14 protein-coding genes are annotated in these 16,491 nt (G+C 73.1%); 1 reads left to right on the forward strand and 13 read right to left on the reverse strand.

Annotation, left to right across the window (positions count from 1 at the left end):
• Nucleotides 1–23: 23 nt before the first annotated feature.
• From AC02VZ_RS08095 to AC02VZ_RS08140, 10 genes are all read right to left on the reverse strand, one after another.
• The gene (locus tag AC02VZ_RS08095; RefSeq protein ID WP_476474955.1) at nt 24–908 is read right to left on the reverse strand and encodes a Pro-rich N-terminal domain-containing protein; all 885 of its coding nucleotides are present in this window, start codon (nt 906–908) and stop codon (nt 24–26) included.
• Between the two features lie 243 nt (nt 909–1,151).
• Entirely contained in the window at nt 1,152–2,246 is a 1,095-nt protein-coding gene (gene aroB, locus AC02VZ_RS08100) for a 3-dehydroquinate synthase (protein ID WP_476474956.1), read from the reverse strand.
• Nucleotides 2,243–2,755: a shikimate kinase gene (locus AC02VZ_RS08105; RefSeq protein WP_476474957.1), complete on the reverse strand. Its 513-nt coding sequence runs from the start codon at nt 2,753–2,755 to the stop codon at nt 2,243–2,245. The genes aroB and AC02VZ_RS08105 overlap by 4 nt, the downstream gene beginning before the upstream one ends.
• On the reverse strand, nt 2,752–3,936 hold the full coding sequence (gene aroC, locus AC02VZ_RS08110; RefSeq protein WP_476474958.1) for a chorismate synthase: 1,185 nt from the start codon (nt 3,934–3,936) through the stop codon (nt 2,752–2,754). Before aroC ends, AC02VZ_RS08105 begins: the two co-directional genes overlap by 4 nt.
• A 291-nt stretch (nt 3,937–4,227) precedes the next feature.
• Complete coding sequence (locus AC02VZ_RS08115; RefSeq protein WP_476474959.1) at nt 4,228–5,055, reverse strand: shikimate dehydrogenase; 828 nt, start codon at nt 5,053–5,055, stop codon at nt 4,228–4,230.
• Nucleotides 5,052–6,848, reverse strand: a complete 1,797-nt coding sequence (gene mltG, locus AC02VZ_RS08120) for an endolytic transglycosylase MltG (protein WP_476474960.1) — start codon at nt 6,846–6,848, stop codon at nt 5,052–5,054. Before mltG ends, AC02VZ_RS08115 begins: the two co-directional genes overlap by 4 nt.
• A gap of 121 nt (nt 6,849–6,969) precedes the next feature.
• A complete protein-coding gene (gene ruvX, locus AC02VZ_RS08125; protein WP_476474961.1) occupies nt 6,970–7,434 on the reverse strand; it encodes a Holliday junction resolvase RuvX in 465 nt (154 codons plus the stop codon).
• A 12-nt stretch (nt 7,435–7,446) separates the two neighbouring features.
• On the reverse strand, nt 7,447–10,116 hold the full coding sequence (gene alaS / locus AC02VZ_RS08130; protein WP_476474962.1) for an alanine--tRNA ligase: 2,670 nt from the start codon (nt 10,114–10,116) through the stop codon (nt 7,447–7,449).
• Nucleotides 10,116–10,496 carry a hypothetical protein gene (locus tag AC02VZ_RS08135; RefSeq protein WP_476474963.1) on the reverse strand — a complete coding sequence of 127 codons (381 nt, stop codon included), beginning with the start codon at nt 10,494–10,496 and terminating at the stop codon, nt 10,116–10,118. The genes alaS and AC02VZ_RS08135 overlap by 1 nt, the downstream gene beginning before the upstream one ends.
• 7 nt (nt 10,497–10,503) lie before the next feature.
• Entirely contained in the window at nt 10,504–10,983 is a 480-nt protein-coding gene (locus AC02VZ_RS08140) for a DUF948 domain-containing protein (protein WP_476474964.1), read from the reverse strand.
• A gap of 129 nt (nt 10,984–11,112) precedes the next feature.
• Here AC02VZ_RS08140 and AC02VZ_RS08145 point away from each other — a divergent pair, with 129 nt between their 5' ends.
• The gene (locus AC02VZ_RS08145; protein ID WP_476474965.1) at nt 11,113–13,272 is read left to right on the forward strand and encodes an ATP-binding protein; all 2,160 of its coding nucleotides are present in this window, start codon (nt 11,113–11,115) and stop codon (nt 13,270–13,272) included.
• 21 nt (nt 13,273–13,293) lie between these two features.
• Here the strand turns inward: AC02VZ_RS08145 and rpsD are convergent, their stop codons facing one another.
• The 3 genes from rpsD to AC02VZ_RS08160 form a co-directional block, all read right to left on the reverse strand.
• Nucleotides 13,294–13,908, reverse strand: a complete 615-nt coding sequence (gene rpsD / locus AC02VZ_RS08150) for a 30S ribosomal protein S4 (RefSeq protein ID WP_362093292.1) — start codon at nt 13,906–13,908, stop codon at nt 13,294–13,296.
• 332 nt (nt 13,909–14,240) lie between these two features.
• Nucleotides 14,241–15,596 (reverse strand): replication-associated recombination protein A, encoded by a 1,356-nt coding sequence (locus AC02VZ_RS08155; RefSeq protein ID WP_437031561.1) that lies wholly within the window; start codon nt 15,594–15,596, stop codon nt 14,241–14,243.
• A gap of 43 nt (nt 15,597–15,639) precedes the next feature.
• Nucleotides 15,640–16,299: a vitamin K epoxide reductase family protein gene (locus AC02VZ_RS08160; protein ID WP_476474966.1), complete on the reverse strand. Its 660-nt coding sequence runs from the start codon at nt 16,297–16,299 to the stop codon at nt 15,640–15,642.
• Nucleotides 16,300–16,491 lie beyond the last annotated feature (192 nt).

Genomic DNA, 16,491 nt, shown 5'->3' on the forward strand with positions numbered 1-16,491 from the left:
GTCTCCGGGCCGGCCGGCCGGGGTCACCAGGCCGGCGGGCTGGCGAGGGAGCGGGCGAGGACGTCGTCCAGGAGCTTGGCGGTCTCCGGGATGCCGAGCTGGGAGTTGTCGATGATGGGCAGCCCGGAGCCGTACCAGCCGGCCATGCGGCCGTGGATGCGGGCGACCTCCTCGTCGCTGAGGCGGCGGTTCCCGCTGCGTTCGGCGTTGCGCTCCAGGACGACGTCCAGGCCGGGCAGCAGGACGACGGGCAGCAGCCCGGGGCCGACGTGCCGCTTCCAGCCGCCGAGGCCCACCACGGGGCGGTCGGGGAAGACGGCGTCGTCGAGGATGCAGGAGATGCCGTTGGCGAGGAAGTTGCGCGCGGCGAAGCCGCAGGTGCGGCGGGCCAGGCGGTACTGGGCCTCGGAGTTGTCGTTCCACCCGGTCTGCGGGCCGGCGAACCCGGAGCGGACCCATTCCCGCACGTCGTCCAGGCTGATGTGGGCGGTCGGTACCCGGCGGTGGTCCGCCCAGTACTTGGCCACGCTGGTCTTGCCCGCTCCCGCGGGGCCTATGAGCAGGACCGCGATGGCCGTCGCCGAGGGGTCGGCGGGCGCCGCGGCGGTCTGCGGCGGGACGGCGACCGGGGCGCCGGGCGGCAGCTGCATGTGGCCCGTGGTGTCCGGCGGCGGCGCGACGGAGGCGTGCCGGGGGCCGGGTGCGGGCTGGGAGGCCGGGGCGTGCGGGGCCGGTCCGGGCGGGGGCACGGGGTAGCCCGGCGGCGGGGGCGGCGCGGGGGCGGGCGGGGGGCCCTGGTGCGCTCCCGGGTGGGGCCCGGGGTGGTGTGCGGCCGGTGACCAGCCGCCGGCCGGTCCGTGCCCCTGATGATGGGGCGGCGGCAGCGGAGAACCCACTGCGTGCTGCATCCGGTGCCACTCCGTCTCGTACAGGCGATGGGTGCTGACAGCAGGGGGTACCCCGCTGGCCCACAGACTAAAGGCATGGGCACCGCCGTTCGAACAGGACCGCCCCCAGCCGTTGTTGTGGCAACGGCCGGGGGCGGCCCGGAGTGCCCGGTTCCCGCAGGGGATGTTCCGGTGGGCGGCGGGGGCCGCCGGGGCCGCCCGGCCCGCCGTCCGGGTGGGCGCGGGACGGGGGGCCCGCGGGTGCTACTCCCCCACCTCGCCGTAGGCGGCGAGCAGGACGGCCGGGTCGGGCCCCTCCAGGACGGTGGGCTTGGCGAGGCCGTCGAGGACGATGAAGCGCAGCAGGTCGCCGCGGGACTTCTTGTCGACCTTCATGGTCTCCAGCAGCCGCGGCCACTGGTCGTGGCGGTAGTGCAGCGGCAGTCCGACGGACTCCAGGACCGTGCGGTGGCGGTCGGCGGTGGCGTCGTCCAGGCGGCCGGCGAGGCGGCCGAGTTCGGCGGCGAAGTGCATGCCGACCGACACCGCGGCACCGTGGCGCCACTTGTAGCGCTCGTTCTTCTCGATGGCGTGGCCGAGCGTGTGGCCGTAGTTGAGGATCTCCCGGCGGCCGGACTCCTTGAGGTCCTCGGAGACGACGTCGGCCTTGACCCGGATGGACCGCTCGATGAGTTCGGCGGTGTGCGGTCCGGCGGGCGTGCGGGCGGCCTGCGGGTCGGCCTCGATCAGGTCCAGGATCACCGGGTCGGCGATGAAGCCGGCCTTGATGACCTCGGCCAGGCCGGAGACGTAGTCGTTGACGGAGAGCGAGTCCAGCGCGGCCAGGTCGCACAGCACGCCGGCGGGCGGGTGGAAGGCGCCCACGAGGTTCTTGCCCTCGGCGGTGTTGATGCCGGTCTTGCCGCCGACGGCGGCGTCGACCATGGCGAGCACCGTGGTGGGGACGGCGATCCAGCGCACACCGCGCAGCCAGGTGGCGGCGACGAACCCGGCCAGGTCGGTGGTGGCCCCGCCGCCCACGCCGACGATGACGTCGGTGCGGGTGAAGCCGGACTGGCCCAGTGCCTTCCAGCAGTAGGCGGCGACCTCGGCGGTCTTGGCCTCCTCGGCGTTGGGCACCTGGATCGCGATGGCCTCGTATCCCTGCTCCGCCAGGTCGGCGCGGAGCGCCTCCCCGGTCTCGTCCAGGGCCTCGGGGTGCAGCACGGCGACCCGCTTGGCCCGGTCGCCGACCAGCCCGGCCAGTTCGCCGAGGAGCCGCCGGCCCACCAGGACGTCGTAGGGTTCGGTTCCCGCGGTGCCGCCGATGGCGATGCGGGTGACGGCCTCGCTGCTCATGCTTGCTTCAACTCCAGTGCGTCCAGGGCGGCTTCGGTGACCTCTTCGGGCGTGCGGCCGTCGGTCGGGACGACGGCCGTGGCGACCTCCTCGTACAGGTGCCGCCGGGCCTCCATCAGCTCCCGCCACTGCTTGCGCGGGTTGACGGCGAGCAGCGGGCGGGCGGTGTTCAGGCCGGTGCGCCGGACCGCTTCCTCGACGTCCATCGAGAGGTAGACGACGCGCTGCGCGGCGAGCAGGGCGCGGGTGCCGGGGTCCAGGACGGCGCCGCCGCCGAGCGACAGCACGCCGTCGTGGCCCTCCAGGGCCGCCCGCACGGCGTCCTTCTCCAGGGCCCGGAAGGCGTCCTCGCCCTCGTCGACGAAGAGGTCGGCGATGCTGCGGCCCTGGGCCGTGACGATGTCGTCGTCGGTGTCGCGGTGGGCGACGCCCAGGCGCTCGGCCAGCAGCCGGCCCACGGTGGACTTGCCCACGCCCATCGGGCCGACCAGGACGATCCGCGGGCTCACCGGACGGCCAGGGCGTCGAGGTAGGAGCGCACGTTGCGGCGGGTCTCGGTGACGCTGTCGCCGCCGAACTTCTCCGCGACCGCGTCGGCCAGCACCAGCGCCACCATCGCCTCGGCGACGATCCCGGCGGCCGGCACCGCGCACACGTCGGAGCGCTGGTGGTGAGCCGCCGCCTCCTCCCCGGTGGCCACGTCCACCGTGCGCAGCGCCCGGGGCACGGTCGCGATCGGCTTCATCGCCGCGCGCACCCGCAGCAGCTCACCCGTGCTCAGCCCGCCCTCGGTGCCGCCGGAGCGGCCGGTGGCCCGCCTGATGCCGTCGTCGGTGGCGAGGATCTCGTCGTGCGCCTTCGAGCCGGGCACCCGCGCCAGGTCGAAGCCGTCGCCGACCTCCACGCCCTTGATGGCCTGGATGCCCATCAGGGCCGCGGCCAGCCGCGCGTCCAGGCGCCGGTCCCAGTGCACGTGCGAGCCGAGCCCCACCGGCACCCCGTAGGCCAGGACCTCCACCACACCGCCGAGGGTGTCGCCGTCCTTGTGGGCCTGGTCGATCTCGGCGACCATCGCCTCGGAGGCGTCCGCGTCCAGGCAGCGCACCGGGTCCGCGTCCAGCCGCTCCACGTCCTCGGGCTTCGGGTACACGCCGTAGGGGGCCTTCGCCGCCGCCAGCTCCACCACGTGCGAGACGATCTCGATCCCGGCCGTCTCCTTCAGGTACGACCGGGCCACCGCCCCGAGCGCCACCCGGGCCGCCGTCTCACGGGCCGAGGCCCGCTCCAGCACCGGACGCGCCTCGTCGAACCCGTACTTCTGCATGCCCGCCAGGTCGGCGTGGCCGGGGCGCGGGCGGGTCAGCGGGGCGTTGCGGGCGAGGCCGGCCAGCACCTCCGGGTCCACCGGATCGGCCGCCATGACCTGCTCCCACTTGGGCCACTCGGTGTTGCCCACCATGATCGCGACCGGGGAGCCCAGCGTCAGGCCGTGCCGGACACCGCCGAGGAAGGTGATCTCGTCGCGCTCGAACTTCATCCGGGCACCGCGTCCGTAGCCCAGCCGCCGCCGCGCCAGGTGGTCCGCCACCATCTCCGTGGTGATCGGCACGCCGGCGGGCAGACCCTCCAGCGTCGCGACGAGTGCGGGACCGTGGGACTCCCCCGCGGTCAGCCAGCGCAACCTGCTCAACGGTGTGCTCCTCCGTGCTCGCGCCCCGGTACTGCCCTGCGCACACGCGCCCTCGCGTGCGGCTGTGACGCGGACGGGGTGCGCGGGCCCCGGTCCGCCTGTCCGATCCTCCCACGTCCGGACGCCGGTCCCGGCCGTCGGTCCATCAGGCGGACGGGGCCGGGGGCCGGGACCCGCGGGAGCGGCAGGGGCCGGGAGCACGCGGCCGGGGGCGGCACGGCCCGGGGCCCGCGCGCCCGTGGGGGGGCCCACCGGCGCGCTGCGGGGACCGTACGGGCGCGGGGGCGGGCGTCAGCGGGCGGCGAGGGCGCGCTCGCCCGCGGTGCGCATGGCGGCCAGGGGGGCCGGGGCCCGTCCCGTCATCCGCTCGACCTGGAGCACCGCCTGGTGCACCAGCAGGTCGAGCCCGCCGACCACGGCGCCGCCGTACGCCGACCAGCGGGCGGCGAGGGCGGTGGGCCAGGGGTCGTAGAGGACGTCGAAGAGGGCCGCGGGGCGCTCCGGGACCTTCGCCGCCAGCCGGTCGGTGACGCCGGCCGGGGTCGTGGTGACCACCAGCGGGGCGTGCAGGGCCTCCTCGGCGTCGTCCCACGCGGCGATGCGCACGGTGACCTCCAGCCGCTCGGCCCACTCGCGCATCTCGGCGGCGCGGGCCTCGCTGCGCACGTGGACGGCGACCTCACCGGTGCAGATCCGGGAGAGCGCGGCCAGGGCGGAGGAGGCGGTGGCCCCGGCGCCGAGGATCGCGGCGGTCTCGACCTTCTCGATGCCGTGCTCGCGCAGCGCGGCGACCATGCCCGGGATGTCGGTGTTGTCCCCGGTGCGCCGCCCGTCCTCGCCGAACACCACGGTGTTGACCGCGTCGACGGAGGCGGCGGTGGGGCTGATGTCGTCCAGGAGCGGGATCACCGCCCGCTTCAGCGGCATGGTCAGCGACAGCCCCGCCCACTCGCGGCCGAGCGTCTCGAAGAAGCCCGGCAGCGCCTTCTCGTCGACCTCGAAACGGTCGTACCGCCAGCCCTCCAGTCCCAGCTCCGCGTACGCGGCGCGGTGCAGCACCGGGGAGAGCGAGTGGGCGATCGGGGAGCCGAGCACGGCGGCCCGGCGCGACGCGGTCATCCGTTCTTCCTGGAGGCGTTCCACTGGTCGACCAGTTTCTGGTGCTCGGCGTTGGTCTTGGTGAACTGGCTGGTCTTGCCGTCCATCGAGATGAAGTAGAACCAGCCGTCGTCGGTGGGCTTGAGGGCACCCTTGACGGCGTCCTCACCCGGGTTGCTGATCGGGCCGGGCGGCAGGCCCTTGTGGAAGTACGTGTTGTACGGGTTGTCGTAGCTGCGGAGTTCCTTGAGCGAGAGGTCGAGCGTCTTCTGGTTCTTGATGTAGTTGTACGTCGAGTCGAACTCCAGCTTCCCGTTGGTCTCGGTGTTGCCGGGTTCCAGCCGGTTGTAGATGACCTCGGCCATCTTGCGGAAGTCGTCGTGGCTGGTGCCCTCCGCCTGGACGAGGCTGGCGATGGTGATCAGCTGCCAGGGGTCCTCCAGACCGAGGCTCTCGGCCTTCTTCTCGACGCCCAGCTTCTCGTAGGTCTTGGTGCCCTGCTCGACCATGCGCTTGAGGACGTCCTCGGGCTTCTGGCCCTTGGAGACGCCGTAGCTGGACGGGAAGAGGAAGCCCTCCAGCGGGTCCTTGACGTTCTCGTGGTCCTGCGCCCAGTCCGGCAGGCCCAGCTTCTCCCAGTCCTTCTCGGCCACCTCGGCGGTGGTGCCCGGTTCGACCTCCAGGCGCTGGTCGATGAGCTGGTAGATCTCGGCGTTCCGCTTGCCCTCCGCGATGACCAGGTTGTTGCGGCTCTTGGGGCTGAGCATCAGGGCGACGGCGCTCTCGGCCGACATCTCCTTCTCCAGGGTGTAGACCCCGTCCTGGATCGACTTGCCCTCCGGATTGCCCGCCTGGGCGGCGACGAAGGCGTCCACGCTCGCCACCACGCCCGCGTCCTTGAGCAGCTGGCCGATCCGGTTGCCGAACGCGCCCTTGGGGATCGACACGGTGACCTGCTGGCCGTTGCCGTCGCCGGCGAAGTCGTCGGCACCGCCGAAACGATCCTGGTAGAACTGCCAGCCGAAGTAGCTCACCCCGACCAGACCGCCGCCGAGGACCAGGGCCACCACGAGGCAGGCGCAGCCGCCGCGCTTCTTCTTCTCCTTGCCGCCCCGGCCTCGGCGCTCGTCGCGTCCCCGGTCGTCGTCCGGGTCGTCGTCATCGTCGCCGGCGAAGAAGGCGTGCTCGCCCCGGTCGGGTCCCGGGTCCCAGTCGGTGCGGTCCCCGGACTCCGTTTCCGGTTCCGCTTCCGCCTCCGGTTGCGGTTCCGGTCCGGGCTCGGGCCGGGCCCCTCGGCGGCCGGGAGGTTCGGGGGGCGGGTAGGCCTCGGAGGTGCCGTAGTAGTCGGCCTGCTGGGCCGCGTAGGCGCCGGCCTGCTGCCCGTAGGGGTCGGGGCCGACGGCGTACGGGTCCTGCGGGTGCGCGGCGACGGGCCAACTGCCGCTGTCGTACGGCTGTTGATGCTGCTGAGGCTGGTGGGGCGGCTGCTGTTGCTGCTGGGACTGCTGCGCGGCGTAGGGACGGCCGTAGGGGTCGTGCTGCGGCTGCTGTCCGTCGTACTGCTGCTGCTCGTAGGGCCGGCCGTACTGGTCGTACTGCTGCGGGTACTGCTGCTGCCCGCCGTAGCCGCCCTGGTCGCCCGCGCCCCACTCGCCGTACTGCTGCTGCGCCTGCGGCTGCTGCGGGTACTGCTGCCGGCCGCCGTAGGACTGCGGGCCCTCCGGGGCCTGCTGTCCTGCCCATCCGCCGTCCCCGTACAACGGGTCGTCCGGATGCCACGGTTCGGAGCCCCGGCCCCGGCCATACTCAGTCATCGATCCCCTAGAGCCGCGAGGTGGCGGTCGCGCGGCTCTGGTTCCGGCGTCCGCCCCGCCTCTTTCTGTGCGGCGGCTGTTCGAACACCGCCGCATCGCGCGGAACGTTACCGTATCGCGATCAGATGACCACTTCGACGCCCTCACCGGGTGGTGTACCTGACACCCGTTCGGATTCGAGGGCCTGCTGGAGGATGATCACAGCGGCCGCCTGATCGATGACGGAACGTCCCTTCCTGGACTTCACGCCCGACGCCCGCAGCCCCTGACCGGCTGTCACGGTCGTCATGCGCTCGTCGAGGAGCCTCACCGGAATCGGGGCGATCATGCCCGCCAGTTCCCGGGCGAAGCCCCGCACCTTGGCCGCGGCCGGGCCCTCGCCCCCCTTGAGGGAGCGGGGCAGCCCGACGACGACCTCGATCGGCTCGTACTCCTCGACCAGCTGCCTCAGCCGCCGGTGGGCGGCCGGCACGTCCCGGCCGGGGACGGTCTCGACGGGCGTGGCGAGGATCCCGCCGGGGTCGCACGAGGCGACCCCGATCCGGGCGTCCCCGACGTCGATCGCGAGCCGGCGTCCTTGGCGCATCGTCCGGCCGTCCTACGCGGCCGTCTCGGCGACGAGCCGCTCGACGGCCTCGACGGCCTCGCCGACGGCGGCCGGGTTCTGGCCGCCGCCCTGGGCCACGTCGGGCTTGCCGCCACCGCCGCCGCCGAGGGTCTTGGCGGCCGTACGGACCAGCTCGCCGGCCTTCAGGCCGCGCTCGCGGGCCGCCTCGTTGGTGGCGATCACCGTCAGCGGCCGGCCGTTGTTCACGGTGAACAGGGCGACCACGGCGGCCCGGCCGCCCTGGATCCGGCCGCGCACGTCGAGGACCAGCTTGCGCAGGTCGTCGGCGGTCGTGCCGTCCGGCACCCGGCCGGTGACCACGGCGACCCCCCGGACGTCCTTGGCGCCCTCGGCCAGCCCGGCGGCGGCCTGGAGCACCTTCTCGGCGCGGAACTTCTCGATCTCCTTCTCGGCGTCCTTCAGCTTGCCGAGCATGGCGGAGACCTTCTCCGGCAGCTCCTCCGGGCGGCCCTTCAGCAGCTCGGTGAGCTGGTTGACGACCGTGTGCTCGCGGGCGAGGAAGGTGTAGGCGTCCACACCGACCAGGGCCTCGATGCGGCGCACACCGGAACCGATGGAGGACTCGCCGAGCAGTTTCACCAGGCCCAGCTGGGCGGTGTTGTGGACGTGGGTGCCGCCGCACAGCTCCTTGGAGAAGTCGCCGATGGTGACCACGCGGACCCGCTCGCCGTACTTCTCGCCGAACTCGGCGATGGCGCCCTGCTTCTTCGCCTCGTCGATGCCCATGATGTCGGCGCGCACGTCGAGATCGCGGGCCAGCACCTCGTTGATCTTCTGCTCGACGTCCAGCATCACCGTCTGCGGCACGGCGGACGGCGAGCCGAAGTCGAAGCGGAAGCGGCCCGGCTGGTTCTCCGAACCGGCCTGGGCGGCCGTCGGGCCGAGCGCGTCGCGCAGGGCCTGGTGGGTGAGGTGGGTGGCCGAGTGGGCGCGGGCGATGGCCTTGCGGCGGCGGTCGTCGATGGAGGCGTGGGCCCGGGAGCCGACGGTGACCTCCCCGACCTGGACGACGCCCTTGTGGACGTGGACGCCCGGGACCGGGGTCTGGCAGTCACGGACCTCGACCACGGCACCGTAGTCGGTGCGGATCCGGCCGGTGTCGCCGATCTGGCCGCCGCCCTCGGCGTAGAACGGGGTGCGGTCGAGGACGATCTCGACCTCGTCGCCCTCGGTGGCGGCCGGCGAGGAGACGCCGTCGACGAGGATGCCGACGACCGTGGTCTCGCCCTCGGTGTCGGTGTAGCCGATGAAGTCGGTGGCCCCGGCGCGGTCGGCGATCTCGCGGTAGGCGCCGAGGTCGGCGTGGCCGGTCTTCTTGGCCTTGGCGTCGGCCTTGGCGCGCTCCCGCTGCTCCTTCATCAGGCGGCGGAAGCCGTCCTCGTCCACCGAGAGGCCCTGCTCGGCGGCCATCTCCAGGGTGAGGTCGATGGGGAAGCCCCAGGTGTCGTGGAGCAGGAACGCCTTGTCGCCGGGCAGCACGGTGGAACCGGCGGCCTTGGTCTCGCTGACGGCGGTGTCCAGGATGTTGGTGCCGGCCTTCAGCGTCTTGAGGAAGGCGTTCTCCTCGGCGAGGGCGACCTTCTCGATGCGCTCGCGGTCGGTGATCAGCTCCGGGTACTGCTGCCCCATCATGGCGATCACGACGTCGACCAGGTCCTTGACGACCGGGCCGGTGGCACCCAGCAGCCGCATGTTGCGGATGGCGCGGCGCATGATGCGGCGCAGCACGTAGCCGCGGCCCTCGTTGCCCGGGGTGACGCCGTCGCCGATGAGCATGACCGAGGTGCGCATGTGGTCGGTGACCACGCGCAGCGACACGTCGGAGTGCTGGGCGTCGCCGTAGCGGACGCCGGTCAGCTCGGTGGCCTTGTCGATGACGGCCATGGAGGTGTCGATCTCGTACATGTTCTGCACGCCCTGCAGAATCATGGCGAGGCGTTCCAGGCCGAGGCCGGTGTCGATGTTCTTGCTGGGCAGCTCGCCGAGGATCGGGTAGTCCTTGCCGGACCCCTCGCCCCGCTCGTACTGCATGAAGACGAGGTTCCAGATCTCCACGTACCGCTCGTCGTTGACGGCGGGGCCGCCCTCGGGGCCGAACTCGGGGCCGCGGTCGTAGTTGATCTCGGAGCACGGCCCGCAGGGGCCGGGGACGCCCATGTCCCAGTAGTTGTCCTTCTTGCCCAGGCGCTGGATGCGCTCGGCGGGCACGCCGACGACGTCGCGCCACAGGCGCTCGGCCTCGTCGTCCTCCTCGTAGACGGTGATCCACAGGCGCTCGGGGTCGAGGCCGTAACCGCCCTTGTCCTGGGGGCTGGTGAGCAGTTCCCAGGCCAGTTCGACGGCGCCCTGCTTGAAGTAGTCGCCGAAGGAGAAGTTGCCGCACATCTGGAAGAACGTGCCGTGCCGGGTGGTCTTGCCGACCTCTTCGATGTCCGGGGTGCGCACGCACTTCTGCACGCTGGTGGCCCGGGCGAAGGGCGGCTTGACCTCGCCCAGGAAGTAGGGCTTGAACGGGACCATGCCGGCCGGGACGAGCAGCAGAGTCGGGTCGTCCGCGATGAGCGACGCCGAAGGGACGACGGTGTGCCCGCGCTCCTCGAAGAAGCTCAGCCAGCGGCGGCGGATCTCGGCCGACTCCATCAGTGGTCCTCATTCCGGTTGTACGGGTACGTCGTGTACGTCTGGTGCGTCGGCCGGATCGCCGACCCCTCGACGTACGGGGCGGTGTCGTGGTTCTCGATGGCGGCGCGGCGCCGGGGCGGGGGCAGTTCGCGGTCGACGGGGGCGGAGATGCCGAGGGCGTCGCCCAGTTCGGCCTCCCGGCGGGCCATGTTGTCGCGGACCTCGACGGCGAAGTCGGCGGCCCGGTCGCGCAGTCGGCCACCCGCCTCCAGCGCCTTGTTCGTCACGGTGACGGCGAGATGCTCGGGGGTGAGCTGCCTCAGCTTGCGGTTGACCTTGGTGGTGGCCCACACGCCGGCGGCGACGCCGGTGCTGAACCAGAAGGTACGGCGGAACATCGCTGGGTCAGTCCCTCTTTCCGCGGGTGCGCTTGGCCCGTCGCGCACCGGGGACGGTGCGGCCGACGATCACGGTGCGCCGCGACGCCCGGGCCGGCGCGTCCACCTCGCCGCGGCCGCCGAGGGCGCGGCGCACGCCGTAGCCGAAGGCGGCGACCTTCACCAGGGGGCCGCCGAAAGTGGAGGCGACGGTGGTGGACAGGGCGGAGGCGTTGGAGGTGACCTCCTGGACGTCGGACGCGATCGCGTCGACCCGTTCGATCTGGGTCTGCGCGGACCGCACCGCGGCGGAGGCGTCGGCGAGCAGCGGAACGGCCTGGTCGGTCACGTCCGCGACCAGCTTGGTGGTCGCCCTGAGCGTCTGGGCCAGCCTCGCGAGAGCCACCGCGAGGAAGGACACCAGGATCGCCCAGAACACGGCCACCAGGATGCCGGCCACCTCTCCACCGGACACTGTGCACCCGCTCCCTGAAACCTGCGTGGACATCGAGAAAGTCGTGGCACCGAGCCTATCGCGCCGGTGGCGGGACTCCGTACCGCATTACCGTCGCGGCGGTACGGGAATCGCGGGAAGCGATTGTACGGGGCGAATTCGGGCCAGTACGCTCCGTGTTCCATGCAGTCGATTCGGTGGTCCGGCACCCCGGTGAACGGCAATCTGCCCCTGGAACCGGACGTCTTCGTCGGGCGCTCGGCCGAACTCGCCTCCCTGTCCCGCGCGCTCGGGGCCTCGCGCCTGGTGACGGTGACCGGACCCGGCGGGATCGGCAAGTCCCGGCTGGCCGTCCGGGCCGCCGGGCTCGGGGCTCCCCCGGACGGGGTGTGGCGGGTGGATCTGGCCGCCCTGCGGGACCCGGACTGCGTCGACCACGAGACGGTGGCGGCGCTGGGCATCACCGACCACACGTGCCGTCCGCCCCGCGAGGTGCTGGCCGCCCACCTCGCGGGCCGTCGCCTGCTGCTGGTCCTGGACGGCTTCGAGCACCTGGTGGACGCCTGCGCCGAGCTGGTGGCCCACCTGCTCGCCCGGGCGCCGGGGCTGCGGGTGCTGGCGGTGGGACGGCGGCCCCTGGCGGTGGCCGGGGAGCGGCTGTTCCCGCTGGCGCCGATGGACGAGGACGAGGCGGTGCGGCTGCTGGCCGAGCGGGCGGAGCGGCAGGGGGCCCCGGTCGGGGACGCGGCGGTGGCGCGGGAGCTGTGCCGGCGGCTGGAGGGGTTCCCGCTGGCGGTGGAACTGGCCGCGGGCCGGCTGGGCACCCTGTCGGCCGCGCAGTTGCTGGAGCGGCTCGACGACCGGTTCCGGCTGCTGAGCGGCGGCAACCGGGACGCCCTGCCCCGGCACCGGGCGCTGCGCACCGCGATCGGCTGGAGCCACGAACTGTGCACGCCCCGGGAGCGGTTGCTGTGGTCGCGGCTGTCGGTGTTCGCGGGCGGGTTCGATCTGGAGGCGGCCGAGTACGTGTGCGGCGGGGACGGTCTGCCCGCGGAGGACGTGCTGGACGTGCTGTCCGCCCTGCTGGCGCAGTCGGTGGTGGGCCGTGAGGAGACGCCCGCCGGGGTGCGCTACCGGATGCTGGACACCCTGCGGGAGTACGGCGCCGAGTGGCTGGCCGGGACGGGCGACGAGGAACGGCTGCGCAGGCGGCACCGGGACTGGTACGTGGGGCTGGCCACCTGGTGGGAGCTGGACTGGTTCTCCCCGCGCCAGGCGGAGATCGCCGCCCGGGCGGAGGCGGAGCTGCCGAATCTGCGCGGCGCGCTGGAGCTGGCCCTCACCGATCCGGACGGGGCGCACCTGGGCCAGCACCTGGCGGGTTCGCTGTGGTTCTACTGGGTCGGCTGCGGGCGGCTCGCGGAGGGGCGGCACTGGCTGGAGCAGGCGGCGCGCGTGGACTCCGGCCACGAGCCGCCACGCCTGAAGGCCCTGTGGGTGCTCGGGCACGTGGCGATCCTCCAGGGCGACACCGGGCCGGCGCTGGCCGCGCTGCAGGAGTGCGGCCGGGAGGCGGACCGGACCGGGAACCCCCTTGCGGCGGCCTACGCGGAGCACCGCAGGGGGTGCGTGGCCCTGGTCACGGACGACCTGTCCCGGGCGGAGCGGCTGCTGGGGTCGGCGCTGGAACGGTACGGGGAGGCCGGGGAGCTCAACAGCAACGTGCTGATGGGGCAGGTGGAGCTGGCCATGGCCCGGGCCTTCCAGGGGCACCTGGCGGAGGCGGTGCGCCGGTGCGAGGAGATCCGGCGGGTGTGCGACGACCACGGCGAGCGGTGGGCCCGGGGCTACGCCCTGTACGTCCTGGCGTACGCGGCCTGGCGGGACGGCGACCGCGCGTCGGCCCGCGCGCTGCTCGGGGACTGCCTGGCCGGGGCGCACCGGTTCCGTGACCTGCTCGGGTCGGTGCTGGCGCTGGAGCTGCTGGCGCTGGTGACGGTGTCCGAGGGGGACGCCGCCGAGGCGGCGGTGCTCCAGGGGGCGGCGGGCGCGATGTGGCGCCCGGTGGGACTGCGGCTGTTCGGCTCGGCCCACTACGGCGCGCCGCGGTCGCTGTGCGAGGCGCGGGCCCGGCGGGAGCTCGGCGACGCCGTGTACGAGGAGTGCGTGCGCCGGGGGTCCCTGCTGGACCGGGACGCGGCGGTGTCCCGGGCGCTCGGCCGGCCGGGGACCCCGCCGGCCGTGCGGGCCGCCCACCGGCCGGTGCCGGCCGCGCCCGCGGCCCCCGGGACGCAGGAACCCACCGCCTCGCCCACCCGTGGGGGTGGGGAGACGGCGGGCTGAGGTACCGCGTGCCTGCCGGGGTCAGCGGGCGTAGTACTCGACGACGAGCTGCTCGTCGCAGATCACCGGGATCTCCTTGCGGTTCGGCTCGCGGTCCAGGCGGAACGCCAGGGCCTTGAGGTTCACCTGGAGGTAGCGCGGCGTCTCGCCCTCGGGGGCGAAGCCACCCTCACGAGCGATCGTGAAGAGGGTCTTGTCCTTGCTGCGCTCGCGGACCTGCACGACGTCGTCCGGGCGGACACGGAAGGAGGGCTTGTCGACCTTCTTGCCGTTGACCTGGATGTGGCCGTGCGTGACCATCTGGCGGGCCTGGTAGATCGTGCGGGCGATGCCCGAACGCAGGACCAGCGCGTCGAGGCGGCGCTCCAGCTCGATGACGAGGGCGTCACCGGTCTTGATGGTGGTCTTGGCGGCCCGCTCGTAGGCGCGGACGAGCTGGCGCTCGCTCACGTCGTACTGCGCGCGCAGACGCTGCTTCTCCAGCAGACGGACCTTGTAGTCCGAGTTCTGCTTGCGGCCGCGGCCGTGCTCGCCCGGCGGGTAGGGGCGGGCCTCGAAGTACTTGACGGCCTTCGGGGTCAGCGCGATACCGAGGGCACGCGACTTCTTGACCTTGGGGCGGGACTGATTCGCCACTGTCTCTTTTCGCTTTCCGTTGCGTCGGCTCACCAGGGTTCGAGGAGGTCGCATCCGCAGCCGGGGAAACCCCGCGGGTCCGGGTGTGGACCTGCCGGGCAGCCGCTCCCCTGATCTGGGCACATACGTGCAGCACGCGAGTGGCCCACCGACCGGTCCCGGGGCTCCGGGTGGTGGTGGGCTGCCCGCGACACCGTTCGCCGGTGCGCGACGCTCCTGGAGATCCCCGCCCGGGGGCCGGGTCTCCGGCTGGATGTCCCGCTCTGGTGACGCCGGCTCTCCTGACGGGACCGGACAACGGGACGCAGCGCTCAGGCGATTCTACAGGGTGGTCAGGACCGCTTCCGACCGAGGTGCTTCCTGGTCCATTCGACGGCGTCCGCGTACCGCGCCTCCGCGCCGTGCCGGGTGGGCGCGTAGTAGGCGCGGTCCTTCAGGGCGTCCGGGGCGTACTGCTGCTCGGCGATGCCCTCGGGCAGGTCGTGCGGGTAGACGTAGCCCTGGGCGTGGCCCAGCTTGGCGGCGCCCTTGTAGTGCCCGTCGCGCAGGTGCTGCGGCACCGGGCCGGCGAGGCCCTTGCGCACGTCGTCCAGGGCGGCGCCGATGGCGGTGGTCGCCGCGTTGGACTTGGGGGCGAGGGCCAGGGCGATGGTGGCGTGGCTGAGGGTGAGCGCGGCCTCGGGGAAGCCGATCATGGCGACGGCCTGGGCGGCGGCGACCGCGAGGGGCAGCGCGTTCGGGTCGGCGAGGCCGATGTCCTCGCTGGCGGAGATCATCAGCCGGCGGGCGATGAAGCGCGGGTCCTCGCCGGCCTCGATCATCCGGGCCAGGTAGTGCAGGGCGGCGTCCACGTCGGAGCCGCGGATCGACTTGATCAGGGCGCTGGCGACGTCGTAGTGCTGGTCGCCGTCGCGGTCGTAGGTGACCGCCGCCCGGTCGACGGTCTCCTCCAGCGTGGTCAGGGAGATCTCCGGCTCGCCCTTGTCGAGCGCGGCCCCCGCGGCGGCCTCCAGGGCCGTGAGGGCGCGGCGGGCGTCGCCGCCGGCGATGCGCAGCAGGTGTTCCGCGGTGTCCTCGGGGAGGGTGAGGGAGCCCTTCAGGCCGCGGTCGTCGGTCAGGGCGCGGGCCAGCAGGCCCCGCAGGTCGTCGTCGGTGAGGGGCTCCAGGGTGAGCAGGAGCGACCGGGACAGCAGCGGGGAGATGACCGAGAAGTAGGGGTTCTCGGTGGTGGCCGCGATCAGGGTGACCCAGCGGTTCTCGACGGCGGGCAGCAGGGAGTCCTGCTGGGCCTTGCTGAAGCGGTGGATCTCGTCCAGGAACAGGACGGTCTCCTGGCCGTACCCGCCGGAGGCGCGGCGGGCGCCGTCGATGACCGTCCGGACCTCCTTGACCCCGGCGGTGATCGCGGACAGTTCGACGAAGCGCTTGTTGGTCGCCTTGGAGACGACGTAGGCGAGGGTGGTCTTGCCGGTGCCGGGCGGGCCCCAGAGGATCACCGAGGAGGGGCCGGCCGGGCCCCCGGAGCCCTCCCCGACCAGCCGGCGCAGCGGTGAGCCCGGCTTGAGCAGGTGCTGCTGCCCCACCACCTCGTCGAGGGTGCGGGGGCGCATCCGGACCGCCAGGGGGCTGCCGGCCGGGTCCTTCTCCTGGCGTTCTTCTGCTGCGGCGGTGAACAGGTCGGGCTCCACGGGGGCAACCCTAAAGGACCGCACCGACAGTGCGGCGGGGCGGTCAGCCCGTCCAGAGGGTCCACCAGCGGGTCAGGATCAGCATGCCGATCACGCCGATGTGCAGCACCGGCAGGACCCAGGTGAACTCGCCGAAGAAGTTCCTCACCCCGGCCGGGGCGGGCAGGAAGCCCTGGCGGACGTTGAAGGAGGTCACGTACCAGAACATGAGGATCGTGGCGACCCAGGCCAGGCAGCACCACAGGCACAGGGCGTTGATCCGGTACAGGGACTGGTACATCAGCCAGGCGCAGAACACCGTGCCGAACAGCGTGCCGGCGTTGAGGGTGAGCCAGTACCAGCGGGGGAAGCGGGCACCGGCCAGCAGGCTCATGCCGACGCAGATCACGATGCCGTAGGTGACGAGGCCGAGCATCGGGTTCGGGAAGCCGAACACCGAGGCCTGGTCGCTCTCCATGACGCTGCCGCAGGAGACGATGGGGTTGATGCTGCACGCCGGGGTGTACGTCTCGCCGCGCGCCTTGGCCTCGAGGATCTTGAACTTGTCGAGCGTGATGACCCAGGCCGCGAGCACGCCCGCGGCGCCGGTGATCACCAGGAGCAGGGCGAGAGCCCGGCTCGCGCCTTCCCTGCGGGGCGCCGAGGCGGGTTCCGGCGAGGACTGGGGCTGCATCGAGACGTCCTTGACTGTCGTCTTGCTCATCACGCCGATTCCGTCACTGGGTGGTGGGCCTGCTTCGGGCACGGCCATTGTGCCGCACCCTCCTGTGCACGCCCGCCCCTGCGGGCACATCACCCTACGGATACCCGCCCGGAGCGTGCGGTTCCGGCCACCGTCCGTTCCCGGATCGCACACCCGCTCGCCCTCGGTCCACTCCGGCAGGTGACGACGCCC

This window comes from Streptomyces sp. 3-6 (genome assembly GCF_056323165.1).